Origin of the sequence: Ralstonia sp. Ralssp135, from assembly GCF_047304345.1 — a bacterium.
In the GTDB taxonomy this organism is placed as follows: Bacteria; Pseudomonadota; Gammaproteobacteria; order Burkholderiales; family Burkholderiaceae; genus Ralstonia; species Ralstonia chuxiongensis.
Genome location: NZ_JBGLYZ010000009.1, coordinates 68,047 through 93,201, shown reverse-complemented (window position 1 = coordinate 93,201; position 25,155 = coordinate 68,047). Strand labels below are relative to the sequence as shown.

The window sequence follows — 25,155 nt, the reverse complement described above, 5'->3', positions numbered from 1 at the left end:
CCGGGCACGCCAGCCTCAATTGATTTGTTCGAGTTGGTCGTGCAGCTCGAGCCAGCGCTCTTCCAGCTCGTCGAGTTCAGCGTTCAGTTCAGCCTGGCGGCGCAGGCTTTCCATCATGCGTGTCTTGTTGGCCTCTTCATACGCGGCGCCGTCGGCGAGGAAGGCTTCGATGTCGGCCTTTTCCTTTTGCAGCGGCGCCATGCGTTTTTCGATCGCGTCGACGTTCTTTTGCAGCGGCTTGCGTAGCGCATTCAAGCGTTGACGTTCGGCGGCCTCTTCGCGCTTCTGGTCGCGGCGGTTGGTGGTCGGTGCGCCATCCGCATCGGCCGGAGCAGCCTGTGCGCTGGCAGCAGCACGCTTGGCGGCGGCTTGCTTGAGCAGCCAATCGCGGTAGTCGTCCAGATCGCCGTCGAACGGGGCGACGGTGCCCTGGCCGACGAGCAAAAACTGGTCGGTCGTGGCACGCAGCAGATGCCGGTCGTGCGAGACGAGGATCAGCGTGCCGTCGAACTGGGCCAGCGCCATCGTCAGCGCTTCGCGCGTGTCGAGATCCAGGTGGTTGGTCGGCTCGTCAAGCAGCAGCAGGTTGGGGCGCTGCCAGACGATCAGGGCGAGCGCCAGGCGCGCCTTCTCGCCGCCCGAGAACGGCTCGATGGGCGAGGTCGCCATGTCGCCGCGGAAGTTGAAGCTGCCGAGAAAGTCGCGCAGCTCCTGCTCACGAACGTCCGGCGCCAGACGCGCCAAGTGCAGCAGCGGCGAGGCGTGGTCGTCCAGCGTTTCCAACTGGTGCTGAGCGAAGTAGCCGATCTGCAGGCCCTTGCCGCGTCGGATCGTGCCGGACAGCGGTGCCAGTGTTTCTGCCAGCGTTTTCACCAGCGTCGACTTGCCCTGGCCGTTGGCACCCAGCAGGCCGATGCGCTGGCCGGTCTGGATCGAAAACGTCAGGTGTTTGAGGATGGTGATGGGCTCGTCGACGCTTGGGCCGGGATAGCCGCAATCGACGCCTTCAAACGTGAGCATCGGATTGGGCGCCGCATCGGGCTCGCGGAATTCAAACGAGAAGCCCGCCGCCGCGTGCACGGGCGCGAGACGCTCCATGCGCTCCAGCGCCTTGACGCGGCTCTGCGCCTGCTTGGCCTTGCTGGCCTTGGCCTTGAAGCGCGTGATGAACGATTCGAGATGCGCGATCTGCTTCTGCTGCCGCGCGTACGACGCTTCTTGCAGCGCCATCTGCTGCAGGCGTTGCGTCTCGAACTGCGTGTAGTTGCCGCCGTAGCGTTTGAGTTTCTGGTTCTCGATATGCAGTGTGACGTTGCACACGCCGTCGAGGAATTCGCGGTCGTGCGAAATCATCACCAGCGTGCCGGCGTAGCGCGACAGCCAGTCTTCCAGCCAGACCACGGCATCCAGATCCAGGTGGTTGGTCGGCTCATCGAGCAGCAGCAGGTCGGACGGACACATCAGCGCCTGGGCCAGATTCAGGCGCATGCGCCAGCCGCCCGAGAAGCTCGCCACGGGTTGCGTGGTCTGCGCCATCGTGAAACCGAGGCCGAGCAGCAGCGCCTGCGCGCGTGCCGGAGCGGTGTAGCCGTCGGCATCGGCGAAGGCGGTGTGGGCTTCAGCTTGCGCGTGGCCGTCGTGCGCGGCTTCGGCCGCAGCGAGGCGGCGTTCGATGTCGCGCAGGCGGGTGTCGCCGTCGAGCGTGTAGTCGAGCGCGCTGCGGTCGACTGCCGGCGTTTCCTGCGCCACGTGGGCGACCTGCCAGGTAGGCGGGATGGCGACTTCGCCGCCGTCGGCGTGCAGCTCGCCGCGCAGCATGGAAAACAGCGTGGATTTGCCGCTGCCATTCACGCCGACAAGGCCGACCCGTTCACCGGGGTTGAGTGTGGCGGTGGCGTGGTCGAACAGCACCTTGGTGCCACGCTGGAGGACGAGGTCGTCGAATCGGATCACGAAAAACTGCGCTTGAAGGCAAATCGGAGAAGGGTGCGATTGTAGCGTGCTGCGTCGCACGATCCTGGCGCAACGCCGGCGTTTGGACTGGTGCATTGCACCGTGGCGAGGCCGCGCTCGCCCCCGATTCGTGCGTGGGCCTTCGACCTAGGGAAAACCATATGCCCCTGTGAAAGTTTTTTTCTTTACATGGCCGATTCGTGAAAATACATTTACACAAAATTTTCACGACCCAGGAACATGGCGAAATCCACCAGCAAGCGTACGGATGTGTCGAAAGGCGCATTTGCCGCCGATGCGACGGTCTCCGAGCGCATCGGAGCGGCCCTTGCCACGCTCACGCCCGCGCACCAGCGCATGGCGGAATACGTGCTGGCGAATCCGTTCCGCGCGGCCACCATGCGCATCGACGAGTTTGCTGCCGCGGTGGACATGTCGATTGCCACGGCCAACCGCTTTGCGCTGGCGCTGGGCTTTGACGGCTATCCGCAGTTCCGTGCCGGGCTGTTGCGGGGCTTTGAAGCGACGCTCGCACCGGTGGAAAAGCTGCGCCACGAGCTGGCACGCCCCGCCACCAGTGCCGAGATCTTTGCCGCCTCGCTCAACGAAGACATCGCCAACCTTGACGCCACGCGCCGCATGCTCGACCCCGCAGCGTGTGAGCGCGCGGTCGACGCCATCCTGGGCGCACAGCGCATCTACGTGATGGGCTTTGGCGCCAGCGGTTACCTGGCGGGCCTGCTGCGCCATGGGCTCGACCTGTACTGCGACACGGTGATCTCCGTTTCGCAGCCGGGCGGCGCTTCGGATGCGGCGCGCCAACTGCGCAAGATCGGGCCGAAGGATCTGCTGATCGCCATCGCATTCCCGCGCTATGCGGCAGACACCATCACGCTGGCCAAGCAGGCGGGCAAGCAAGGCTGCCAACTGCTGGCTCTGACAGACAGCCCCACATCGCCGCTCGCGCCGCTGGCCGACATTGCGTTGTATGCGCGGCCAGAGCGGCAGTTCTCGGCCACGTCTGACACCGCTGCCGTGGCGCTTTTCGAAGCGCTGTGCGGCGCAGTGGCGCATCGCTCGGCGCATTCGCTGGAATCGGCCGAACGCCTGACTGAATTCGTATTGCCGTGGCTGCATACCGGGCAGGCGCCGCGCGCCAACGACGCGACGAACACTGCCGACGCCCCCACGAAGACCCCACGCGGCCGCAAACGCACCGCTGAAAACTGATTTACATCGAGCCACGCATGACTACGCCCATCCTCGCCATTCACGGCGGCGCCGGCACCATCACCCGCACGGCCATGAGTGCCGACAAGGAAGCCGCTTACCAGCAGGCGCTTAACGACATCCTGGCCGCAGGGCAACGCATCCTCGTGGATGGCGGCAGCGCTCTGGATGCCGTGACCGAAGCCGTGCGCCTGCTCGAAGAGTGCCCGCTGTTCAACGCCGGCAAGGGCGCGGTGCTGACCAGCGCCGGCACGTACGAACTTGATGCGTCGATCATGGATGGCGCCACGCTGGCCGCCGGCGCAGTCACTTGCGTCAAGCGCTTGCGCAACCCGATTCTCGCGGCCCGCGCCGTGATGGAGCGCAGCGAGCACGTGCTGTTCACCTCCGAGGGCGCCGAGGCTTTCGCGCGAGCGCAGGGCCTGGAGTTTGTCGAGCCCGACTACTACTACACCGAAGCGCGCTACGCCCAATGGCAGCGCGCCCGCCAGCAAGATGGCATGGCGCTGCTCGATCACGATGCCGCGTCGCTCGTGGCCAAGGAAGCCGCTCCCATCGACCCGGACAGCAAGTTCGGCACCGTGGGTGCCGTGGCATGCGACGCGCAAGGGCGCTTGGCTGCCGCCACCTCCACGGGCGGCGTTACCAACAAGAAGGTCGGCCGCGTGGGCGACACGCCCATCGTCGGCGCGGGTTGCTTTGCGAACAACGTTGCGGCGGTGTCGTGTACCGGCACGGGCGAGATGTTCATCCGCGCCGTGGCTGCCTACGACGTTGCCGCGCAGATGGAATACGCCGGCAAGTCGCTGGCTGACGCGAGCGACGACGTGGTCATGCGCAAGCTGATGGCCATCAACGGCCGCGGCGGCCTGATTGCCGTGGACGCGCAAGGCAACGTCGCGTTGCCGTTCAACACAGAAGGGATGTACCGCGGGTTCGCACGCGGCGCGCAAGCGCCCGTTGTGTCGATCTATCGGTAAGAGGCTGAAGCCGCCAAGCAGGACAGCAGGAGATTTTTCGTGACAGCAACCAAACAGCCGCGTGCCAACAGCGTCATTGCGATGCCCGATCAGCGCATCGTGCAGGTGCAAGACCTGAGCGTGCGCTTTGCCACGTCCGAGCGCGTGGTCGACGCGGTGCGCAACCTGTCGTTCCACGTCGATCGGGGCGAGACGCTGGCCGTGGTGGGCGAATCGGGCTCGGGCAAGTCGGTGACGTCGCTGGCGCTGATGCGGCTGGTGGAGCACGGGGGCGGCAAGATCGTCGGCGGGCAGATGCACTTGCGCCGCCGCAACGGCGAAGTGCTGGACTTGGCCAACGCCAGCCCAGCCGCCATGCGCGGTGTGCGCGGCGCCGATATCGCGATGATCTTCCAGGAGCCGATGACCTCGCTCAACCCGGTGTTCACCGTGGGCGAGCAGATTGCCGAATCGATTCGTCTGCACCAGGGCAAGACGCATAGCCAGGCCAAGGCCGAAGCGCTGCGCATGCTGGAACTGGTGCGCATTCCCGAAGCGCGCAATGTGCTGGGGCGCTATCCGCATCAGCTGTCGGGCGGCATGCGCCAGCGCGTGATGATTGCGATGGCGCTGTCATGCAAGCCGTCACTGCTGATTGCCGACGAGCCGACCACCGCGCTGGACGTGACCATCCAGGCGGAAATCCTGCAACTGATCCGCGCGCTGCAGCAGGAGCTGCAGATGGCCGTGGTGTTCATCACGCATGACATGGGTGTGGTGGCGGAAGTGGCCGACCGCGTGCTTGTCATGTACAAGGGTGACCGCGTGGAAGAGGGCCCGTCGGCCACCGTGTTCGCACAACCGGCGCATCCGTATACGCGTGCGCTGCTGTCAGCTGTGCCGCGCCTGGGCTCGATGCAAGGCACCGATGGCCCGGCGCGTTTTCCGCTGTTGCGCGTGGACGGCACGTCCGCTGCGGTGGATACGACACCGCAACCGGCTGCGTCGCACGAAGTGCAACCCATTTTGCGTGTGCGGGATCTCGTCACGCGCTTTGATGTGCCCACGGGCATCTTCGGCCGCGTCACGCGCCGGGTGCATGCGGTGGAGCAGGTCAGCTTTGATCTCTACCCTGGTGAGACGCTGGCGCTGGTCGGCGAATCGGGCTGCGGCAAGTCGACGACGGGACGGTCGCTCTTGCGTCTGGTGGAGTGCCAGAGCGGCAGCATCGAATTTGCCGGCCAGAACATCGGCGAGTTGAAGGGGCCTGCGCTCCAGACGCTGCGCCGAAACATCCAGTTCATCTTCCAGGACCCATTCGCCTCGCTGGACCCGCGCGTGCCGGTCGGCTACTCGATCATGGAGCCGCTGCTGGTGCACAAGGTGGCCTCCGGCAAAGAGGCGCAGCAACGCGTGGAGTGGCTGCTCGACAAGGTGGGCCTGCAGGCCGCGCACGCGTCGCGCTATCCGCACGAGTTCTCGGGCGGCCAGCGCCAGCGCATCTGCATTGCGCGCGCGCTGGCGTTGAATCCGAAGGTGGTGATTGCCGATGAGTCGGTGTCCGCGCTCGATGTGTCGATCCAGGCGCAGATCGTCAACCTGATGCTCGACCTGCAGAAGGAGTTTGGCGTCGCGTTCCTGTTCATCTCGCACGACATGGCGGTGGTGGAACGCATCAGCCATCGCGTGGCGGTGATGTACCTCGGCCAGATCGTCGAGATCGGCCCGCGCCGCGCCATCTTCGAAAACCCGCAGCATCCCTACACGAAGAAGCTGATGTCGGCGGTGCCGATTGCGGACCCGGCACGCCGCCATCTGAAGCGAGAACTCTCCACGCACGAAATTCCCAGCCCGATCCGTGCCATTGGCGACATGCCGGTGGTGCAGCCGTTGGTGCAAGTGGCGCCAGACCACTTTGTTGCCCGCCATTCGATTGGCGGCGCGTATTGAAAGCAATGAAGAACGCAGTGAAGTCAAAAACTTCTTTGAGGAGGAAGGACATGTTCAATCGATTCTCGCATCGGCTTACTTCGGCCCCGCGTGCAGCTATGGTTGCCAGCGGCCTGGCGCTGGCGGCATTCACCGTGCCGGCCTTTGCCGCCAAGGACGCCGTGATGGCGGTCTACTCGACCTTCACCACGATGGACCCGTACGACGCCAACGACACGCTGTCGTTCAGCGCCGCCAAGTCGTTCTATCAAGGGCTGTTCGGCTTCGACAAGGACATGAAGCTGGTCAACGTGCTGTGCGACAGCTACGAAGTCAGCAAGGATGGCCTGGTCTATACGTTCAAGCTGCACAAGGGTGTGAAGTTCCACGACGGCACCACGTTTGATGCCAACGCCGTCAAGGCCAACCTGGACCGCGTGACGGACCCGGCCAACAAGCTCAAGCGTTTCGTGCTGTTCAACCGCGTGGCCAAAACCGAAGTCGTTGATCCGTACACCGCACGCGTGACGCTCAAGGAGCCGTTCTCGCCGTTCATCAACGTGCTGGCCCACCCGTCAGCGGCCATGATCTCGCCAACGGCGCTCAAGAAATACGGCAAGGACATCGCCTTCCACCCGGTCGGCACGGGCCCGTTCGAGTTTGTCGAGTGGAAGCAGACCGATTACCTGAAGGGCAAGAAGTTCGACGGCTACTGGAAGCACGGCCTGCCGAAGATCGACACCATTACCTGGAAGCCGGTGGTCGACAACAACACGCGCGCCACCATCATGCAGACGGGCGAGGCCGACTTCGCGTTCACGATTCCGTTCGAGCAGGCTGCGGTGCTCAAGAGCAGCCCGAAGGTTGATCTGATTGCCGCGCCGTCGATCATCCAGCGCTATGTCAGCTTCAACACCAAGGTGAAGCCGTTCGACAATCCCAAGGTGCGTCAGGCCATCAACTACGCCATCAACAAGGATGCGTTGACCAAGGTGGCGTTTGCCGGTTACGCCGTGCCGGCCGAAGGTGTGGTGCCGCCGGGCGTGGATTACTCCGTCAAGCTGGGCCCGTGGCCGTACAACCCGGCCAAGGCGAAAGAGTTGCTGAAGGAAGCCGGCTACCCGAACGGCTTCGAGACGCAACTGTGGTCGGCCTATAACCACACGACGGCGCAGAAGATCATCCAGTTCGTGCAGCAGCAACTGGCCCAGGTTGGCATCAAGACGTCGGTGCTGGCGCTGGAAGCCGGCCAGCGTGTCGAGCGTGTGGAAAGCGTGCCCAAGCCGGAAGACGCCGGCGTGCGCATGTACTACGCAGGCTGGTCGTCGTCGACGGGTGAGTCGGATTGGGCGCTGCGTCCGCTGCTGGCATCGGAAGCCATGCCGCCCAAGTCGTTCAACACCGCGTACTACAAGAACGAGCAGGTGGATGCCGACATCGCTGGCGCACTGCGCACGACCGATCGCGCTGAGAAGTCGAAGTTCTACACCGATGCACAGAAGCGCATCTGGGAAGACGCACCGTGGGCCTTCCTGGTGACGGAAAAGATCGTCTACGCGCGCTCGAAGCGTCTGTCGGGTGCCTACGTGGCGCCGGACGGTTCGTTCAGCTTCGACGACATCGACATCAAGCAATAAGTCTCATTGCCGTACCGGCCCGCGCACCCGTTGCGCGGGCCATTGAATTGCCGCCTGCGGTGGATTTGCCATGCTGAACTACTTCATTAAACGTGTGCTGGGCGTGATCCCGACACTGCTGATCGTGGCAGTGCTGGTGTTCCTGTTCGTGCACCTGTTGCCGGGCGACCCGGCGCGACTGGCTGCCGGCCCCGAAGCGGACCCGGCCACCGTCGAGCTGGTCCGCGCCGATCTCGGGCTCGATAAGCCGATGCACGAGCAGTTCGTGCGCTTCTTCGCCAACGCGCTGCGCGGCGAGTTTGGCAACTCGATCCGCACCAAGCGCCCGGTGAGCGAAGAGATTGGCGAGCGCTTCTGGCCCACGCTCAACCTGACGATTGCCAGCATGGTGTGGGCGGTGATCTTCGGCATGGTGATCGGCATCACGTCTGCCGTATGGCGCAACAAGTGGCCGGACCGTCTGGGCATGACGCTCGCCGTGTCGGGCATCTCGTTTCCTGCGTTCGCGCTGGGCATGCTGCTCATGGAAGTGTTCTCGGTCCAGCTTGGCTGGTTGCCGGCCATCGGTGCGGACACCTGGCAGCACTACATCCTGCCGTCGCTCACGCTGGGCGCTGCGGTGGCCGCCGTGATGGCGCGCTTCACGCGTGCATCGTTTGTGGAAGTGCTGCAGGAAGATTTCGTGCGCACCGCCCGTGCCAAGGGCGTGCGCGAGACGGTGGTGGTCATCAAGCATTGCCTGCGCAACGCGATGATCCCGGTGGTGACGATGATGGGCCTGCAGTTCGGCTTCCTCCTCGGCGGCTCGATCGTTGTGGAAAAGGTGTTCAACTGGCCAGGCCTCGGTCGCCTGCTGGTGGATGCGGTCGAGATGCGCGATTACCCGATCATCCAGGCCGAGGTGCTGCTGTTCTCGCTGGAGTTCATCCTGATCAACCTGGTGGTGGACATGCTGTACACCGTGATCAACCCGACCATCCGCTACAAGAAGTAAGGAGACCGCCATGACACAAGCCGCAAGCCCGGCGGTCGCGCCGCAAGCCACCACCGAACCTGTCCGCACCCCGTGGACGGAGTTCTGGCGCAAGTTCCGCAGGCAGCATCTGGCGATGGGCGCCGGTGTGTTCGTGATCGCGCTGGTGGTGATCGCCATCCTCGCGCCGCACATCGTGCCGTTCGACCCGGAAAACTATTTCGATTACGACGCGCTCAACGCGGGCCCGTCGGCACAGCATTGGTTCGGCGTCGACTCGCTGGGCCGCGACATCTTCAGCCGCATCCTGATGGGCACGCGCATCTCGCTGGAAGCGGGCTTTGTGTCGGTCATCATCGGCGCCATCATAGGCACCATGCTGGGCCTGCTGGCCGGCTACTACGAAGGCTGGTGGGACCGCATCGTCATGCGCATCTCCGACGTGTTGTTCGCCTTCCCGGGCATTCTGCTGGCCATCGGCATCGTGGCGATCCTGGGCAACGGCATGATCAACGTGATCTTTGCCGTGGCGGTGTTCAGCATTCCGGCATTTGCGCGGCTGGTGCGCGGCAACACGCTCATGCTCAAACACCTGACGTATGTGGAAGCCGCGCGCAGCATTGGCGCGTCCGACTGGACGATCATCATGCGGCACATCCTGCCGGGCACGATTTCGTCCATCGTCGTGTATTTCTCGATGCGGATCGGCACCTCGATCATCACCGCGGCCAGCCTCTCGTTCCTGGGCCTGGGCGCACAGCCGCCCACGCCAGAGTGGGGCGCCATGCTCAACGAGGCACGCGCCGACATGGTGACGGCGCCGCACGTGGCCATCTTCCCGAGCCTGGCGATCTTCCTGACCGTGCTGGCATTCAACCTGTTGGGCGACGGCCTGCGCGACGCGCTGGACCCGAAGATCGACCGTCGCTGAGTTGTTCATATGTCTCTGAGCCTTCCTCACATCGGCGCATTGCCAGCCGGCGCACGCAACAGCATCACCGACGTGGCCGGGGTGGCCGTCGGCCATGCCACCATTGCCGGCGGTGACATCCAGACCGGCGTGACGGTGGTACGCCCGCATGCGGGCGACCCGTTCTGCGACAAGGTGCCCGCGGCCAGCGCGGTGCTCAACGGCTTCGGCAAGAGCATCGGCCTGGTGCAGGTGGATGAGCTGGGCGTGCTGGAAACGCCGATTGCGCTGACCAACACGTTTGCCGTGGGCGCCGTGGCGCAGGCGCAGATCCGCCAGGCTGTTGCAGCCAACCCGCAGATCGGTCGTGCATGGTCGACCGTCAATCCGCTCGTCTTCGAATGCAATGACGGTTATCTGAACGACCTGCAGGCATTTGCTGTGCAGGACGTGCACTACGACGCGGCCTACGCTGCGGCGGCCGAGGCGTTCGAGCAAGGTGCGGTTGGGGCAGGGCGGGGGATGTCGTCGTTTGGCGTGAAGGGCGGTATCGGTTCTGCGTCACGCGTGGTGACGCTCGCTGACGGCGCGCAACGCACGGTCGGCGCGCTGGTGCTGTCCAACTTTGGAGTGGCGGAAAACCTGACGCTTGGCGGGCGCAATGTCGGTGCAGATCTGGCGAAAGCGCTGGCCGCAAGTACCCCGGAGCCGGAGAAGGGCTCGATCATCATGCTGCTTGCCACCGACGCGCCGCTGGATGCGCGCCAGTTGCGCCGTCTCGCCTTGCGCGCAGGAGCCGGTCTGGCACGCACTGGCTCTGTTTTTGGCCATGGCAGCGGCGATATCGCGCTGGCATTCTCCACCGCTTACACCGTGCCGCACGAAGGCAGCCGCGCCATGCCGGCTGTCGCCATGACGCACGAATCGCATCTCGACCCGCTATTCCAGGCCGCCGCCGACAGCGTCGAACAGGCCATCGTGCACGCGCTGTTCCAAGCCACAGCCGTCACCGGCCGCGACGGCAACACGCGCCGCGCACTGACTGAATTGCTCTGACCTGACCTCATGCGAATCCTGATTTCCGCCGACATCGAAGGCGTAGCCAACGTGTTCCACCCCGAGCAGACGCGCGCCGGCAATGGTGAATACGAACGCGCCCGCCGCTGGATGACCGCGGAAGCCGACGCCGCTGTCCGTGGCGCCTTCGACGGTGGTGCGACCGATGTGCTCGTCAACGATTCGCACGGCGGTTTCCGCAACCTCATCCCAGATTCCATCGACCGTCGTGCACGCTTCGTGCTCGGCAAGCCGCGTTACCTGAGCATGATGGCCGGCGTGGACGGCTGCGACGCCGTCTGCATGATCGGCTACCACGCCCGTGCCGGTAGCCGCGGCGTGCTGGCGCACACCATCAACAGCTTTGCGTTTGCGCGCGTCTGGTTCAACGAGCAGGAACTGGGCGAAGCCGGCCTCTACGGCGCCCTGGCCGGCGAGCGTGGCGTGCCGGTTGCCGTTGCCAGCGGCGACGATGTGTTCATCAGAGAAACGAAGCCGCTGCTCCCGCATACCACGTTTGTCGAGACCAAGCAGGCCGAGGGCCAGAATGCAGGGACATCGCTCTCGCCAGAGCAGTCGTGCGAAGCCATTTACGCAGCGGTGAAGGCGACGGTACAGCGCGGGCACTTCAGCATGCCGCTGCGCATCCAGGCCCCGATCGTGTGCCGCCTGCAAACGCAAACGCCGGTACTGGCTGACCTGTTCTGCCAGTGGCCCGCCTTGGAACGCGTAGACGGCACGATGCTGCGCTTCGCCGCCGACTCCGTAGAGCATGCCGTGCGCATGCTCAACAGCCTCTCCGCCATGTCCGCGATGCTGCGTTAAGCGTCACTCAGCACATCACAGCGCCAGCGCACGCACCCCGACGGTTTGGCCGTTGACGTTCCTGCCCTAGATGGCGCCTTGAATTTCTGTAAGCGGGCGGAAAAAAGAAGGACCGCTGCCTGAGCGCAGCGAGTTTCGGTCCTTCTCCGCCCGGTTACGGAAATTCAAGGAATCTTTCGCCATCTCGGGCGCGCCTTTCTTTGCCTACCTATCTTTGGCAAGACAAAGAAAGTAGGTCGGCCCCGGCAGGGGACGAAACAGGGGGGGACCAAAAACGCCAACCCCAGCGTAAACTTCAGGATATCCAACCCCGAAGGAGCCCCTCATGACCCGCGCACTCACACTGAGCATGCTGCTGTGTGCGCTAGCACTAACGGCCTGCGACCGCCGCCCGTCACCGGCCAATCCGCCTACGCCGCAGACGTCGAAGGTCGAAAAGGCCGCCGCCGCCCTGGCCAAAGCCGCCGCAGAGTTCAAATGCCCCGGGCCATCCGCGCGCTTCATGTTGGACGACGGCACCAACCGTGGTCCCAAACAACCGGTCCGCACCAACTGCACAACCGCCTACGCCACCTGCGACGCACAGTCGCAGGCGGTCTTCGACCATTGCCCGAGCGGCCAGGTATTCGACAAACGTTTTGGTATCTGCGTCGTGAAAGACGCGTGTGACGAGGTGAAGTCGTGACGCCGTTGCGGCAACCGCGGCATTGTCCGAGTGTTGTACTCAGCGCGCCGGGTTCCGAACTTCAAATGGCGGGTTCAAAACTCGGCGTATGAGGTTCTGAACGGCAATCACCGAGTTCTGGACCCGATGTGTGGGGCTTGGAACTCGGAGACTCGGCGTTCCGATCGCCAGACATCGAGTTCGGAACCTCAATGTTGGCGTCTGGAACCCGAAACGCCGGGTTCGGAACCCCGATCATGAGGTTCCGAACGCCAACCTGTTGGGTTCCGAACCTGGTGCGTGGAGTTCGGAACCCCATGCGCTTAAAGCGCCTCGCGCGTGACCAGGAATACCTGGTCTTCGCCGGCGCTTGTCGGCAGCCAGACCAAATCAAGATCGGGGAACGCCGCTTCAACGTTTTCACGCTCGTTGCCGATTTCCACCACGAGCACGCCGTGCGGCTTCAGATGGCGTGGTGCGTCGGCCAGAATGCGACGCACGATGTCCATGCCGTCGGTGCCGCCTGCCAGGGCCATGCGCGGCTCGGCGCGGTATTCCGGCGGTAGTGCCTGCATCGACGTCTCGTTCACGTACGGCGGGTTCGTCAGGATCACGTCGTAATGCACGCCCGGCGGCAGCGGCGCATACAGATCGCCTTCGTGCAGGCGGATGCGCTCCTCCAGGTGGTAATCCGCGACGTTGCGATTGGCTACCACCAGTGCGTCCGGCGACAGGTCCACCGCGTCGATGGTCGCATTGGGCCATTGCAGCGCAGCCAGGATCGACAGGCAGCCCGAGCCGGTGCACAGCTCCAGCACATCGGTCGGGCCGTCCTCCTGGTCAATCCACGGCTCCAGCCCGTCTTCCAGCAATTCGCCGATGAAGCTGCGCGGCACGATCACGCGCTCGTCCACGTAGAAGCGCATGCCGTGCATGAACGCCTCGTGCGTGATGTACGCGGCGGGCACGCGGTCGACGGCGCGGCGCTCGATCACCTTGAGCACGGCAGCGACTTCTTCGGGCAGCAGGCGCGCGTCCATGAACGGCTCCAGCGTGTCGATCGGCAGATGCAGCGTGTGCAGGATCAGGTATGCGGCTTCGTCGTAGGCGTTTTCGCTGCCATGGCCGAAAACAAGGCCGGCGGCGGTGAAGCGCGATACGGCGTAGCGCAGCAGGTCGCGAACCGTCGTGAACGGGTGGGAGGCGGGCAGGGTAGGCGTGGTCATGGGTGGCGTGAAATGTGGCTCAGCGTTGGGTGGCAGCGAGCAGGTCGACGTAGGCTACGTCGAGCAGGTCGGATTCGGCAATGCCGAGGGAGTGCATCAGTTGATGGGCGATCTTCACACCGTCGTCTTCGGATTGCGCATCGTGCAGCACGACTTCAAGCTCGACGAAATCGCCGAGGTTTTTCACCGCATCTACATGAATGCGCGTCTGACCGGTGAGATAAAGCTGGCGCACCTTGATGACCCGGCCGGCGGTGCCGATGGCAGCGGCCAGCGTGTCGCGCAGGGCGTCGGGCGCGCTGGTCGGAACGATGTGGTAGTTCGACACACGCGGGCCGGTGCTGTTGGCGCGGAAGTAGTGGATCAACTCGCCGCGCTCGGGCGAGAACTGCCGCAGCTTCAGGCGTCCATTCGCACAGGCGAAGAACGTGTCGTCCTGCTCGATGCGTTCGGGGCCCGAATCCGCAATGGCAGCCGCGCGCTCAATGAGGGCTGCCACATCGCGCACACGCGCCTTGATCTCGACATTGCGCGCCATCTGGGCGACCTCAGGCGATCAAGGTTTCCAAGACGCGGCGATACACGTTTTTCAGCGGCTCGATGAAAGCCACCTCCACGTGTTCGTCGATCTTGTGGATGCTCGCATTCGGCGGCCCGAACTCGATCACCTGCGGGCAGATCTTGGCGATGAAGCGGCCGTCCGACGTGCCGCCCGTGGTCGAAAGCTCGGTCGTCACGCCGCACTCGGCCTGGATGGCGGAGGCAAGGGCTTCGGACAGGTCGCCGCGCTCGGTCAGGAAGGGCTCGCCGCCCAGGGTCCAGTCGAGCGTGTAGTCGAGGCCGTGCGCATCGAGAATGCCGTGCACGCGCGCCTTCAGGCCGTCCGGTGTGCTCGCGGTCGAGAAGCGGAAGTTGAAGTCGATCGTGACGTGGCCGGGAATGATGTTCGTCGCGCCCGTGCCGCCGTGGATGTTCGACATCTGCCATGTGGTCGGCGGGAAGTAGGCGTTGCCGTCGTCCCACTTGGCAGCGGCCAGTTCCGCCAGCGCAGGCGCGGCCAAGTGGATCGGGTTCTTGGCCAGATGCGGATAGGCGATGTGGCCTTGCACGCCATTGACCGTGAGCTTGCCCGACAGCGAACCGCGCCGCCCGTTCTTCACCATATCGCCGAGTGTCGACACCGACGTCGGTTCACCGACCACGCAGTAATCGAGGCGCTCGCCACGTGCACGCAGCAGGTCGCACACCTTGACGGTGCCGTCGTGCGCTGGGCCTTCTTCGTCGCTGGTGATCAGGAAGCCGATCGAGCCGGCGTGGTCGGGATGCTTGGCAACGAACTCTTCCGATGCCACCACGAAGCCGGCAATCGACGTCTTCATGTCTGCCGCGCCGCGGGCGTAGAGCTTGCCGTCGCGGTGCGTGGGCTCGAATGGGTCGGAGTGCCATTGCTCGACGGGGCCGGTCGGCACCACATCGGTGTGGCCGGCGAAGACGAGCAGCTTGCCGTCGGTGCCCGCACGGCCGCGCTTGACGGCCCACAGGTTGGTCACGCGAAAGTGGTCGGGGCCGCTGACCACGGTTTCGCATTCGAAACCGGCGGCGGTCAGGCGTTCGATCAGCACGTCCTGGCAGCCCTTGTCTTCGGGCGTGACGGAGCGGCGGCGGATCAGGTCTTCGGTGAGGGCAAGCGTGGGCAGCATGTTCGACATGACGACGGTCACGGTGATGTTGTTGTGATTAGAACAGGGCGGCGTACTGATCCGCCGAGAAGCCGACGTTGACGGTCTTGCCGTGCACCAGCACCGGACGCTTGATCAGCGATGGGTTGGCCTGCATCAGCGCGATGGCGCCAGCCTCGTCTTCGGCACGAGTCTTGTCGGCATCCGACAGGGCGCGCCACGTGGTGCCCTTGCGGTTGAGTAGCGTGGTGAGCGGCACATGTTTGAGCCAGCCGGACAGCATGTCGGCGCTCACGCCTTGCTTCTTGAAATCGTGAAAGGTGTAGGCAACGCCGTTCGATTCGAGCCACGTGCGGGCTTTCTTCACGGTGTCGCAATTGGGGATGCCATGCAGGGTCGTCATGGTGGGATTCGCAATCAGTGTCGAGAGGCTTGCAGGGCAAAGGCGAGGGCTGCAACGGCCAGTGCAAAACCGACCGACGCCAGCCACGTCATGCGCTTGAGGCGGCGCTCCAGGCGCGCGGCTTCATCGCGCAGGGCATCGATGGTGATGGCGTGCTGTTCGGCCAGCAGCTTGACGGATTCGGCCTGCTGCAGGATCGCCGCTTCCAGCTCGGCAATCCGTGTATTCGGGTCGGGCGCGGCGCCTTCTGCGCGGGCAGGTTCGGTGCCGGTTTTCTTGCGGTTCTTGAACTTGTCGATGGTCTTGTTTGCCTGCTCCAGGATAGTGGGCAGCAGCGACAAGACAGTACCGATGGTGTTTGGATCAAGACCCATGATGCGTTGGCGCAGCTTGCCGAAGCGGGTGCCTCTGGCATTGAGTTCGGACATGGCTGCGCTTCAGGTGGTTGGCATGCCCGCAAGACTAGCAGGCATGCCTTGCGCCGGCGCTTAATCGCCGCGCAGCAGCTCGTTCAGGCCAACCTTGGCGCGCGTCTTCGCGTCGACCTTCTTGACGATCACGGCGCAGTACAGGCTGTGCGTGCCATCCTTCGACGGCAGGTTGCCCGCCACCACCACCGAGCCCGCCGGGATGCGGCCGTAGCTGACTTCACCGGTTTCGCGGTCGTAGATCTTGGTCGACTGGCCCAGGTACACGCCCATCGAGATCACCGAGTTTTCTTCAACGATCACGCCTTCCACCACTTCCGAGCGCGCGCCGATGAAGCAGTTGTCTTCGATGATGACCGGGTTGGCCTGCAGCGGCTCCAGCACGCCGCCGATGCCCACGCCGCCCGACAGGTGAACGTTCTTGCCGATCTGTGCGCACGAACCGACGGTGGCCCACGTGTCGACCATCGTGCCTTCGTCAACGTAAGCGCCGATGTTCACGTACGACGGCATCAGCACGGCGTTCTTGGCGATGAACGAGCCACGGCGCGCCACAGCCGGCGGCACCACGCGGAAGCCACCAGCGGCGAAGTCTTCAGCCGTGTAGTTGGCGAACTTGCTCGGCACCTTGTCGTAGAACTGCGTGAAGCCACCGGCAGCCATCGGGGCGTTGTCTTCCAGGCGGAACGACAGCAGCACGGCCTTCTTGATCCACTGATTGACGATCCACTCGCCGTCCTTCTTCTCGGCCACGCGCAGCGCGCCACGATCGAGCTGGCCGATCACGTTGGCGACGGCTTCACGGACATCGGCCGGAGCGGCCTTGGGCGACAGGTTGGCGCGGTCTTCCCACGCTTGATCGATCAGGGATTGCAGTTGTTGCGTCATGGCTGTGTTCGCTCTAGGAGAAATTCGAAAAAGGGTAAGGGGTCAGCGCTGCTGGCAGAACTCGACGATCCGGCGGGCGCCTTCCATACATTCGTCCACGCCGGCTACCAGCGCGATGCGCACGTAGTCCTGGCCCGGATTCGTGCCGTGCGCCTCGCGGGCGAGGTAACTGCCCGGCAGCACAGCGACGTTCTTGGCCGCCAGCAGTTGGCGCGCGAATTCGGTGTCCGACAGGCCTGTGCGTTTGACGTTGGCCCACAGGTAGAAGGCTGCGTCGGGCAGGGCCACGTCCAGCACCTCGGCGAGCATTGGCGTGACCTGCTGGAACTTCTTGACGTACTGCGCGCGGTTGTCGCGCACGTGGGTCTCGTCGTTCCACGCAGCGATGCTAGCGGATTGCACCGACGGGCTCATCGCGCTGCCGTGATACGTGCGATACAGCAGATAGGCCTTGAGCAGCTTGGCATCGCCTGCCACGAAACCAGAGCGCATGCCCGGCACGTTGGAGCGCTTGGACAGGCTGGAGAACATCACCAGGCGGTCAAAGCTGCGGCCCAGCTGATGTGCGGCCTGCAGCGCGCCCAGCGGCGGGTTGGCCTCGTCGAAATAGATTTCGGAATAACACTCGTCCGAGGCGATGACGAAGCCGTATTCGTCGGACAGCGCGAAGAGCTGTTTCCAGTCTTCCAGCGTGAGCACGGCGCCGGTCGGGTTGCCTGGGCTGCAGACGAAGACGAGTTGCACGTTACGCCATTCTTCCGGCGTGATCGCCGCGAAATCGGGCGCGTAGTTGCGCGCCGGGTCGCTGTTCGCGAACAGCGGCGTGGCGCCGGCCAGCAGCGCCGAGCCTTCGTAGATCTGGTAGAACGGGTTCGGGCACAGCACGCGCGCGCCGGGCTTGCTGCCGTCAATCACGGTCTGCGCGAACGAGAACAGCGCCTCGCGCGAGCCGTTGACCGGGATGACCTCGGTGGCCGGATCGACCTTCGGCAAGCCGTAGCGGCGCTCCAGCCATGCGGCGATGCACTGTCGCAGTGCATCGGAGCCGAGCGTCGTGGGATAATTCGCCAGCCCGCCGAGCGCTGCCGTCAGCGCGTCTTTCACCAGGGCCGGCGTCGGATGCTTGGGCTCGCCGATGCCGAAGCTGATCGGCGTATGGACGGCGCTGGGCGTCACGTCCTTGACGAGCGCTTTCAGTTTCTCGAACGGATACGGCTGCAGGGCGGACAGGCGCGGATTCACGGTGTTGGGCGGCGGTGTTGGGCTGGTCAGCGGGCAAGCTTGGCGCTTGCCGGGGAGCCCGAAATTATACGGCCAACGTGTGCTGGCCGCGTGGCCAGTCACCTCGGACATTGCAGGAAGCGGCGGATTCCCGCCGTTTTTTTATTGGTCACATGACAACGATTGCTTCTTCGGCGCCCGCAGCGGATAGCGCCAGCCATCACGAGCCGCAATGGGCGGCGGCACTTTTCATCCTTGTAGGCGCGTCGGTCTGGGGCATTTCCTGGTATCCATACCGCCTGCTGGCTGGTTGGGGGCTCGGCAGCATGCTGGCGTCGTCGATGACGGGCGCGGCTGCGGCCGTGCTGGCCGCCGTAGTGCTGCGTCGTCACTTTTCAACGTTCCAGTGGTCGTGGCTGATTCCGGCGCTCGGGATCGCGGCGGGTATCACCAACGCGGGTTTTGTCTGGGGCACTGTGCACGGCACGGTCATGCGGGTGCTGCTCCTGTTCTATCTGACCCCGGTATGGACGGCCCTGCTGGCGCGCCTGTGGCTGCACGAGCGGCTGGGGTGGCGCGGCGGTGTGCTGCTCGCGCTGGCACTGTCGGGCGCGATGATGATGCTGTGGTCGGGCGAGGCCGGCACGCCGTGGCCGGGTTCAGCGGCGGAATGGGCGGGGCTGGTTGCAGGGCTCGCTTTTGCGTGCAACAACGTTCTGTCCCGCTTGGCGGGGCAACGTCATCCCACCATGCGCCCGGAAATGCGCACCGTGGTCGTCTTCACGGGGTGCGCGCTGGTGGGTTTTCCGGCTGCGCTGCTGCTCGATGGCGTGCACGCGGTGCCGGCGGCGTTTTCGCAGGGCGATACGTGGCTGCTGCTGGTGGGCATGGCATGCGTGCTGGTGGGCGGCAATGCGATGGTGCAGCGCGGCCTGCAACGGTTGCCGGCCAATCGCGCGGCGCTGCTCATGCTGTTCGAAATTGTGGTCGCGGCCGTGTCGTCGGCGCTGCTGACGGCGGAGCGCCTGTCCCCCCAGGAGATGGTGGGCGGTGGCTGCATCATCCTGGCGGGCGCGCTGTCGGGGCTGTCGCGGCGAAAGTAGGCTGCCGGTGTTTCGCAAATCAACCGAGGAGTTGCTGATGTTGCTTCGTTCGATTTCCACGGCGCTGGCGGTTGCGCTGTCGATGGCCGCGACGGCCGTGCACGCCGCTCCGGCAGAGACCGGCCCCGCGTATGGCCCGCGCCTGGAAGGCTTCGATTACCCGGCTCCGGTCAAGCTCTTCAAGTTCGAGTCGCAGGGCAACGCGCTGGAGATGGCGTATCTGGACGTCGCGCCCAAGCAGCCAAACGGTCAGGTGGCGGTGCTGCTGCACGGCAAGAACTTCTGCGCCGCCACCTGGGAGAGCACGATTGCCGCGCTCACGGGCGCCGGTTACCGCGTGATCGCACCGGATCAGATCGGTTTCTGCAAATCGAGCAAGCCGCGCGCGTATCAGTACACCTTTCAGCAACTGGCGAGCAATACACATGCGTTGCTCGCCTCGCTCGGGATCGAACAGGCCATCATGATTGGCCATTCGACAGGCGGCATGCTGGCGACGCGCTACGCGCTGATGTATCCGAGCGCGGTGTCCCGGCTCGTGATGATCAACCCGATCGGCCTGGAAGACTGGAAAGCCAAAGGCGTGCCGTCCATGACCGTCGACCAGTGGTTCGCGCGCGAGAAGCAGACCACCGCCGAGCGCATCCGCGCCTATGAGCAGTCGACGTACTACGCCGGGCAATGGCGCGCGCAGTACGAACCGTGGGTACAGATGTTGGCCGGGATGTACCGCGGCCCGGGGCGCGATCTGGTGGCGTGGAATTCCGCGCTGCTGTACGACATGATCTACACACAGCCCGTCGTCTATGAATTCGGCCTGTTGCGTCCCTGGACGTTGCTGCTCATCGGCCAGAAAGACACCACCGCCATCGGGAAAGACACCGCCTCGCCGGAAGCACGTGCGCAGCTCGGCCATTACCCGGAGCTTGGGCGGGCAGCGGCAAAAGCCATTCCTCGCGCCACGCTGGTGGAATTCCCCGATGCGGGCCATGCGCCACAGATCCAGGATCCTGATGCGGTGCACAATGCGCTGCTTGACTGGCTCGCCACACCGGAACGCTCGCGCACGCGCCGTCCGGACTGACGTGATTTGTCACGAAGGTGAAACTGCTTACAAATCCGCAGCAATTTGCCCTTCTGTGCTGCAAATTTCGTCCATTTTTGTAGCGATTTGATTGGCGGGAGGCAGGGGTGCGAATGGTATGATGGCGCCATCCGCGCCCTTGGGGCGTGCCTTGCCACTTCGCGCTTTACGGTGCAGATGTGACGATAAAGGCGCGTTCCTTGGGCGCCCGCTTTATCCCCTTTTCTGATCCCTTCGAGACGAACACAACGTGCGCCTCTCTTCGATCAAGCTCGCAGGCTTCAAGTCTTTCGTCGATCCGACCAATTTTCATGTTCCGGGCCAGCTTGTCGGCATCGTCGGCCCGAACGGTTGCGGTAAATCCAACATCATCGACGCCGTGCGCTGGGTGCTCGGCGAATCACGCGCCGCGGAACTCCGTGGCGAATCGATGCAGGACGTCATCTTCAACGGTTCGACCCAGCGCAAGCCGGCTGGCCGGGCCAGCGTCGAACTCGTCTTCGACAACGCGGAAGGCCGCGCCGCCGGCCAGTGGAGCCAATACGCCGAGGTGGCGGTCAAGCGCGTGCTGAGCCGCGATGGCACCTCCTCGTACTTCATCAACAACCAGGCGGTGCGCCGCCGCGACATTCAGGACATCTTCCTCGGCACGGGCCTTGGGCCGCGCGCCTACGCCATCATCGGGCAGGGGATGATCTCGCGCATCATCGAGGCCAAGCCCGATGACATGCGCATCTTCCTGGAAGAAGCTGCGGGGGTGTCGAAGTACAAGGAACGCCGCCGCGAAACCGAAAACCGCCTCTCCGATACGCGCGAAAACCTCACGCGCGTGGAAGACATCCTGCGCGAACTCGGCACCAATCTCGAAAAGCTCGAGGGCCAGGCCGAAGTCGCGCAGCGCTTCCAGGCGCTGCAGGCCGATGGCGAAGAAAAGCAACAACTGCTGTGGCTGCTGCGCAAGCGTGAAGCGCAAGCCGAGCAGGAGCGCCATCAGCGCGCCATCGAACAGGCGCAGATCGACCTTGAAGCGCAGACCGCGCAGTTGCGCCACATCGAGGCCGAACTCGAAACGATGCGCGTTGCGCATTACGCGTCGTCGGACGCGATGCACGCCGCACAGGGCGCGCTGTACGAAGCCAACTCGGAAGTCAGCCGCCTGGAAGCCGAGATCCGCTACGTGGTGGAATCGCGCAACCGCATCCAGCAGCAGATCGCCACGCTGACCGCGCAGCAAGAGCAGTGGCATACGCAGGGCGAGCAGGCGCAGGAAGATCTTGCCGCCGCTGAGGAAGAGCTCGCCATGGCCGAGGAGCGTGCCGCGCAGGCCGCCGACGACGTTGCGCGCAAAGCCGACGAACTTCCTGGCATGGAAGCGCAATGGCGCGATGCGCAGACCACGCTGAACGATCAGCGCGCTGCGATCCTTCAATCGGAGCAGGCGCTCAAACTCGAAGCCGCGCACCAGCGCAATGCCGACCAGGCCCTGCTGCAGCTTGAGCAGCGCCGCGAACGTCTGACGCAGGAGTCATCCGGCCTCGACAAGCCGGACGACGTGCAACTCGAAACGCTGCGTGCCGAACTGGCTGAACAGGAAGAGGTGCTGGCCGAAGCGCAAGCTGCGCTGGAAGACGTCGAGACACAGGTGCCGCTGCTCGACGAAGCGCGCCGCGCCGCGCAAGACCGCGTGCAATCGGAAGCCGCCGCCATCGCCAGCCTGGAAGCCCGCCTTGCCGCGCTCAAGCAGTTGCAAGAGAACGTGCAGACCGACGGCAAGGTTCAGCCGTGGCTGGCCAAGCATGAACTGAGCGAGCTGCCGCGCTTCTGGAAGAAGCTGCAGATCGAGCAGGGCTGGGAGCCGGCACTTGAAGCCGTGCTGCGCGAGAAGCTGGGCGCGCTCGAAGTCTCCAACCTGGACTGGATCAAGGCGTTTGTAGCTGACGCGCCGCCTGCCAAGCTGGCCTTCTATGCGCCGCCGCCGGCAGCGCTTCCGGTGGAGGCGCCGGCCGGGTTGCGTCCGCTGATGTCGCTGGTGCAAGTGACAGAGCCGGGCATTCGCGCCGTGCTGCAAGACTGGCTGGCCGACGTCTATATCGCCGACGACATGCAGGCTGCGCTTGCTGCACGCCAGACGCTGCCGGAAGGCGGCACGTTTGTCATCAAGGCTGGGCACTTGATTGGCCGGTCATCGGTGCAGCTGTACGCGCCCGATTCCGAACAGGCCGGCATGCTGGCCCGTGCCCAGGAAATCGAGAACCTGCACAAGCAGGTGCGTGCGCAGATGCTGCTGGCCGACGAAGCCAAGAGCGCTGCTGTGCGTGCCGAAGCGGCGTACAGCCAGGCCAGCCAAAACCTCACGCAGGTGCGTGCCCGCGCCGAGCAGGCCACACGCCGCGTGCACGTGCTGCAGATGGATGTGCTCAAGCTGTCGCAGGCGATGGAGCGCTACAACGCGCGCAGTGGCCAGATCGACAGCGAGCTGGACGAGATTCGCGCGCAGATCGAAGAGCAGCGTGCCATCCGCGCAGAATCCGAAGCGACGTTCGAGCAGCACGATGCGGCGCTAGCCGACATGCAGGCGCGCTTTGAAGACAGCCAGCAGGCATTCGAGGCGCTCGAAGTTCGTCTGAGCGATGCGCGCAACGCGTTGCGTGACCAGGAGCGCGGCGCACAGGAAGCACACTTTGCCGAGCGCAATCTGCAGAACCGCATTGCCGAACTGAAGCGCAACATCCAGGTGGCGAGCGACCAGGCGCAGCAGATCGTGCTGACGCTGGAAAACGCGCGCGCCGAGCTGGAAACCATCAACGAGCAGACCGCCCACACTGGCCTGCAGGAAGCGCTGGAGCGCCGCGCCGAGAAGGAAGAAAAGCTCGGGCTGGCACGCATGGAACTGGATGCGCTGACCGCGCAACTGCGCACGCATGACGAGCAGCGCCTGACTGCCGAGCGCGCTCAGCAACCTCTGCGCGATCGCATTACCGAACTGCAATTGAAGGAACAGGCCGCACGCCTGAATCAGGAGCAGTTCACCGAGCAGCTCACCGCTGCCAATGTGGACGAAGCCGCGCTGGCCGAACGTCTGACGGGCGACCTCAAGCCTTCGTACCTGCAGGGTGAAGTCACGCGCATCAACAACGCCATCAACGCGCTCGGCCCGGTCAACATGGCCGCGCTCGACGAGCTGGCTGCGGCGCGCGAGCGCAAGGGCTTCCTCGATGCCCAATCGGCCGATTTGACTGACGCCATCACCACGCTCGAAGACGCCATCCGCAAGATCGACCAGGAAACGCGTGCGTTGCTGCAAGGCACGTTCGACCAGGTCAACTATCACTTCGGCGAACTGTTCCCGACGCTGTTCGGTGGCGGCCAAGCCAAGCTGATGATGACCGGCGAAGAGATTCTCGACGCGGGCGTGCAGGTGATGGCACAGCCGCCGGGTAAGAAGAACTCGACGATTCACCTGCTGTCGGGCGGCGAGAAAGCGCTGACCGCAATTGCGCTGGTGTTTGCGATGTTCCAGTTGAACCCGGCCCCGTTCTGCTTGCTGGACGAGGTGGACGCGCCGCTGGACGACGCCAACACCGAGCGCTACGCCAACATGGTCAAGCGCATGTCCGACAAGACCCAATTCGTTTTTATTTCTCACAACAAGATTGCGATGGAAATGGCGCAACAGCTCATCGGTGTGACCATGCAGGAACAAGGTGTGTCCCGGATCGTGGCGGTGGATATGGATGCCGCGCTGACCATGGCGGAGGCAGCATAAATGCAGGACAACAACCTGGTGATGGCCCTGCTGGGCGCCGGCGTGGTGTTTGTGCTGGTGATCGTTGTGTACAACCAGTGGCAGATCCGCAAGGCACGCCGCCCCGAAGCGTACAACCCGCCCGTCGACGAGACCCCGCGCGGCGACGGTTGGACTGAGCGCGCCGAACCCGCCCTGGGTGGCGAGCTCGATGACACCAACCGCGTTGAACCGCGTCTTGAGCCCGGTTTCTCGGCGAAGACGCACACTCCCGCCACGGGCAGCGCCGAAACCGAAGCGGGCGTGATCGGCGCTGAACTCACGCCCTCGGGCGACGATGCCGCGCTCGAAGCCGCCGAGACGGAAGAGGTTGCCGAACCTGCCCCGGGTTCGCTGGAGCCGGCCAATGGCGTGATCGATCCGCTGATCGATTGCATTGTGCCGCTGCACCCGGATCGTGAGGTGTCGGGCGATCGCCTGCTGCCGGCGCTGGCCAAGCTGCGCCGCGCAGGCACCAAGCAGATCCACGTGGAAGGTTTGAACCCCGCCGCCAATGCGTGGGAAGCCATCCGCGCCGGTCAGCGCTACCTTGACGTGCAAGTGGCCGTGCAACTGGCCAACCGCACGGGCCCGCTGAATGCGTTGGAGTTCTCGGAATTCATCAACGCGATCGATCCGCTGTCGGAGGCGGCTGATGCCGTGCCTGAGCTTCCGGACATGAGCGAGACGATTTCCAATGCGCGCGAACTCGACGCCTTTGCCGCCGAGTGTGATGTGCAACTGGGCGTGAGTGTGATCTCCGATGGGGCGCCTTGGTCGGCAGCATACGTGCAGACGGTGGCCACGCAAGACGGCCTCGTGCTCTCGCGCGACGGCACGCGTTTCACACGCTTCCATGCGGGCGCAGACGGTGTACAGCGCGCGCTGTTCACGCTGCAGTTTGGCGACACCAATTTCCTGCGCGATGACCTGACCGCCAAGGCCGGCCGCCAGATCACGCTGTTGCTCGATGTGCCGGTGGCAGAAGAGGCAAGCAAGCCGTTCAAGCTGGTGTGCGAATACGCCTACACGCTGTCGCAGCGCATGGGTGCGCAGGTGGTGGATGACAACCTGCGTCCGCTGACGGAACAATCGTTCGTCGCCATCCAGAAGCATCTGCGCGTGCTGTACGACAAGCTTGAATCGCGCGGCATCCCGGCCGGTTCCAGCACCGCGGTGCGCTTGTTTAGCCACTGACCCACG

The 25,155-nt window shown here is 64.4% G+C and carries 21 protein-coding genes; 13 read left to right on the top strand and 8 right to left on the bottom strand.

Annotated elements, in window-relative coordinates; translation table 11 throughout:
* Nucleotides 1–15: 15 nt before the first annotated feature.
* Nucleotides 16–1,953, bottom strand: a complete 1,938-nt coding sequence (locus tag ACCD03_RS09375) for an ATP-binding cassette domain-containing protein (protein WP_045204135.1) — start codon at nucleotides 1,951–1,953, stop codon at nucleotides 16–18.
* Nucleotides 1,954–2,193: 240 nt separating this feature from the next.
* Between ACCD03_RS09375 and ACCD03_RS09370 the strand changes: the two genes are divergently transcribed.
* From ACCD03_RS09370 to ACCD03_RS09330, 9 genes are all read left to right on the top strand, one after another.
* The gene (locus tag ACCD03_RS09370; RefSeq protein ID WP_045204134.1) at nucleotides 2,194–3,183 is read left to right on the top strand and encodes a MurR/RpiR family transcriptional regulator; all 990 of its coding nucleotides are present in this window, start codon (nucleotides 2,194–2,196) and stop codon (nucleotides 3,181–3,183) included.
* A 17-nt stretch (nucleotides 3,184–3,200) separates the two neighbouring features.
* On the top strand, nucleotides 3,201–4,163 hold the full coding sequence (locus ACCD03_RS09365) for an isoaspartyl peptidase/L-asparaginase family protein (protein WP_045204133.1): 963 nt from the start codon (nucleotides 3,201–3,203) through the stop codon (nucleotides 4,161–4,163).
* 81 nt (nucleotides 4,164–4,244) lie between these two features.
* Complete coding sequence (locus ACCD03_RS09360; protein WP_413411416.1) at nucleotides 4,245–6,092, top strand: dipeptide ABC transporter ATP-binding protein; 1,848 nt, start codon at nucleotides 4,245–4,247, stop codon at nucleotides 6,090–6,092.
* Nucleotides 6,093–6,142: 50 nt separating this feature from the next.
* Nucleotides 6,143–7,708 (top strand): glutathione ABC transporter substrate-binding protein GsiB, encoded by a 1,566-nt coding sequence (gsiB, locus tag ACCD03_RS09355; RefSeq protein WP_413411391.1) that lies wholly within the window; start codon nucleotides 6,143–6,145, stop codon nucleotides 7,706–7,708.
* 70 nt (nucleotides 7,709–7,778) lie between these two features.
* Nucleotides 7,779–8,702, top strand: coding sequence for a glutathione ABC transporter permease GsiC (gsiC, locus tag ACCD03_RS09350; RefSeq protein ID WP_045204130.1), 924 nt, complete (start codon nucleotides 7,779–7,781; stop codon nucleotides 8,700–8,702).
* A gap of 10 nt (nucleotides 8,703–8,712) precedes the next feature.
* On the top strand, nucleotides 8,713–9,612 hold the full coding sequence (gene gsiD / locus ACCD03_RS09345; protein WP_045204129.1) for a glutathione ABC transporter permease GsiD: 900 nt from the start codon (nucleotides 8,713–8,715) through the stop codon (nucleotides 9,610–9,612).
* A gap of 9 nt (nucleotides 9,613–9,621) precedes the next feature.
* The gene (locus tag ACCD03_RS09340; protein ID WP_413411390.1) at nucleotides 9,622–10,647 is read left to right on the top strand and encodes a P1 family peptidase; all 1,026 of its coding nucleotides are present in this window, start codon (nucleotides 9,622–9,624) and stop codon (nucleotides 10,645–10,647) included.
* A 9-nt stretch (nucleotides 10,648–10,656) separates the two neighbouring features.
* Nucleotides 10,657–11,472 carry a M55 family metallopeptidase gene (locus tag ACCD03_RS09335; protein ID WP_045204127.1) on the top strand — a complete coding sequence of 272 codons (816 nt, stop codon included), beginning with the start codon at nucleotides 10,657–10,659 and terminating at the stop codon, nucleotides 11,470–11,472.
* 325 nt (nucleotides 11,473–11,797) lie between these two features.
* Nucleotides 11,798–12,157 (top strand): chitin-binding domain-containing protein, encoded by a 360-nt coding sequence (locus tag ACCD03_RS09330; RefSeq protein ID WP_045204126.1) that lies wholly within the window; start codon nucleotides 11,798–11,800, stop codon nucleotides 12,155–12,157.
* Between the two features lie 302 nt (nucleotides 12,158–12,459).
* Here ACCD03_RS09330 and prmB read toward each other — a convergent pair whose 3' ends face one another.
* The 7 genes from prmB to dapC are packed head-to-tail and all read right to left on the bottom strand — an operon-like array spanning nucleotide 12,460 to nucleotide 18,002.
* A complete protein-coding gene (gene prmB, locus ACCD03_RS09325; protein WP_045204125.1) occupies nucleotides 12,460–13,362 on the bottom strand; it encodes a 50S ribosomal protein L3 N(5)-glutamine methyltransferase in 903 nt (300 codons plus the stop codon).
* Nucleotides 13,363–13,381: 19 nt separating this feature from the next.
* Nucleotides 13,382–13,900, bottom strand: coding sequence for a class IV adenylate cyclase (locus ACCD03_RS09320; protein WP_045204124.1), 519 nt, complete (start codon nucleotides 13,898–13,900; stop codon nucleotides 13,382–13,384).
* 10 nt (nucleotides 13,901–13,910) lie between these two features.
* The gene (gene dapE / locus ACCD03_RS09315; RefSeq protein ID WP_045204657.1) at nucleotides 13,911–15,062 is read right to left on the bottom strand and encodes a succinyl-diaminopimelate desuccinylase; all 1,152 of its coding nucleotides are present in this window, start codon (nucleotides 15,060–15,062) and stop codon (nucleotides 13,911–13,913) included.
* Between the two features lie 37 nt (nucleotides 15,063–15,099).
* Nucleotides 15,100–15,444 (bottom strand): arsenate reductase, encoded by a 345-nt coding sequence (locus ACCD03_RS09310; RefSeq protein ID WP_045204123.1) that lies wholly within the window; start codon nucleotides 15,442–15,444, stop codon nucleotides 15,100–15,102.
* 14 nt (nucleotides 15,445–15,458) lie between these two features.
* A complete protein-coding gene (locus ACCD03_RS09305) occupies nucleotides 15,459–15,872 on the bottom strand; it encodes a hypothetical protein (RefSeq protein ID WP_413411389.1) in 414 nt (137 codons plus the stop codon).
* 60 nt (nucleotides 15,873–15,932) lie between these two features.
* Nucleotides 15,933–16,760 (bottom strand): 2,3,4,5-tetrahydropyridine-2,6-dicarboxylate N-succinyltransferase, encoded by an 828-nt coding sequence (dapD, locus tag ACCD03_RS09300; protein WP_024975807.1) that lies wholly within the window; start codon nucleotides 16,758–16,760, stop codon nucleotides 15,933–15,935.
* 42 nt (nucleotides 16,761–16,802) lie between these two features.
* Nucleotides 16,803–18,002, bottom strand: coding sequence for a succinyldiaminopimelate transaminase (gene dapC / locus ACCD03_RS09295; RefSeq protein WP_413411415.1), 1,200 nt, complete (start codon nucleotides 18,000–18,002; stop codon nucleotides 16,803–16,805).
* 152 nt (nucleotides 18,003–18,154) lie between these two features.
* Here dapC and ACCD03_RS09290 point away from each other — a divergent pair, with 152 nt between their 5' ends.
* The 4 genes from ACCD03_RS09290 (at nucleotide 18,155) to ACCD03_RS09275 (ending at nucleotide 25,149) form a co-directional block, all read left to right on the top strand.
* Nucleotides 18,155–19,084 carry a DMT family transporter gene (locus ACCD03_RS09290; protein WP_316672563.1) on the top strand — a complete coding sequence of 310 codons (930 nt, stop codon included), beginning with the start codon at nucleotides 18,155–18,157 and terminating at the stop codon, nucleotides 19,082–19,084.
* A 37-nt stretch (nucleotides 19,085–19,121) separates the two neighbouring features.
* Entirely contained in the window at nucleotides 19,122–20,168 is a 1,047-nt protein-coding gene (locus ACCD03_RS09285) for an alpha/beta fold hydrolase (protein WP_413411388.1), read from the top strand.
* 250 nt (nucleotides 20,169–20,418) lie between these two features.
* On the top strand, nucleotides 20,419–23,934 hold the full coding sequence (gene smc / locus ACCD03_RS09280; protein WP_413411387.1) for a chromosome segregation protein SMC: 3,516 nt from the start codon (nucleotides 20,419–20,421) through the stop codon (nucleotides 23,932–23,934).
* Entirely contained in the window at nucleotides 23,935–25,149 is a 1,215-nt protein-coding gene (locus ACCD03_RS09275) for a cell division protein ZipA C-terminal FtsZ-binding domain-containing protein (RefSeq protein WP_413411386.1), read from the top strand.
* Nucleotides 25,150–25,155: the final 6 nt, after the last annotated feature.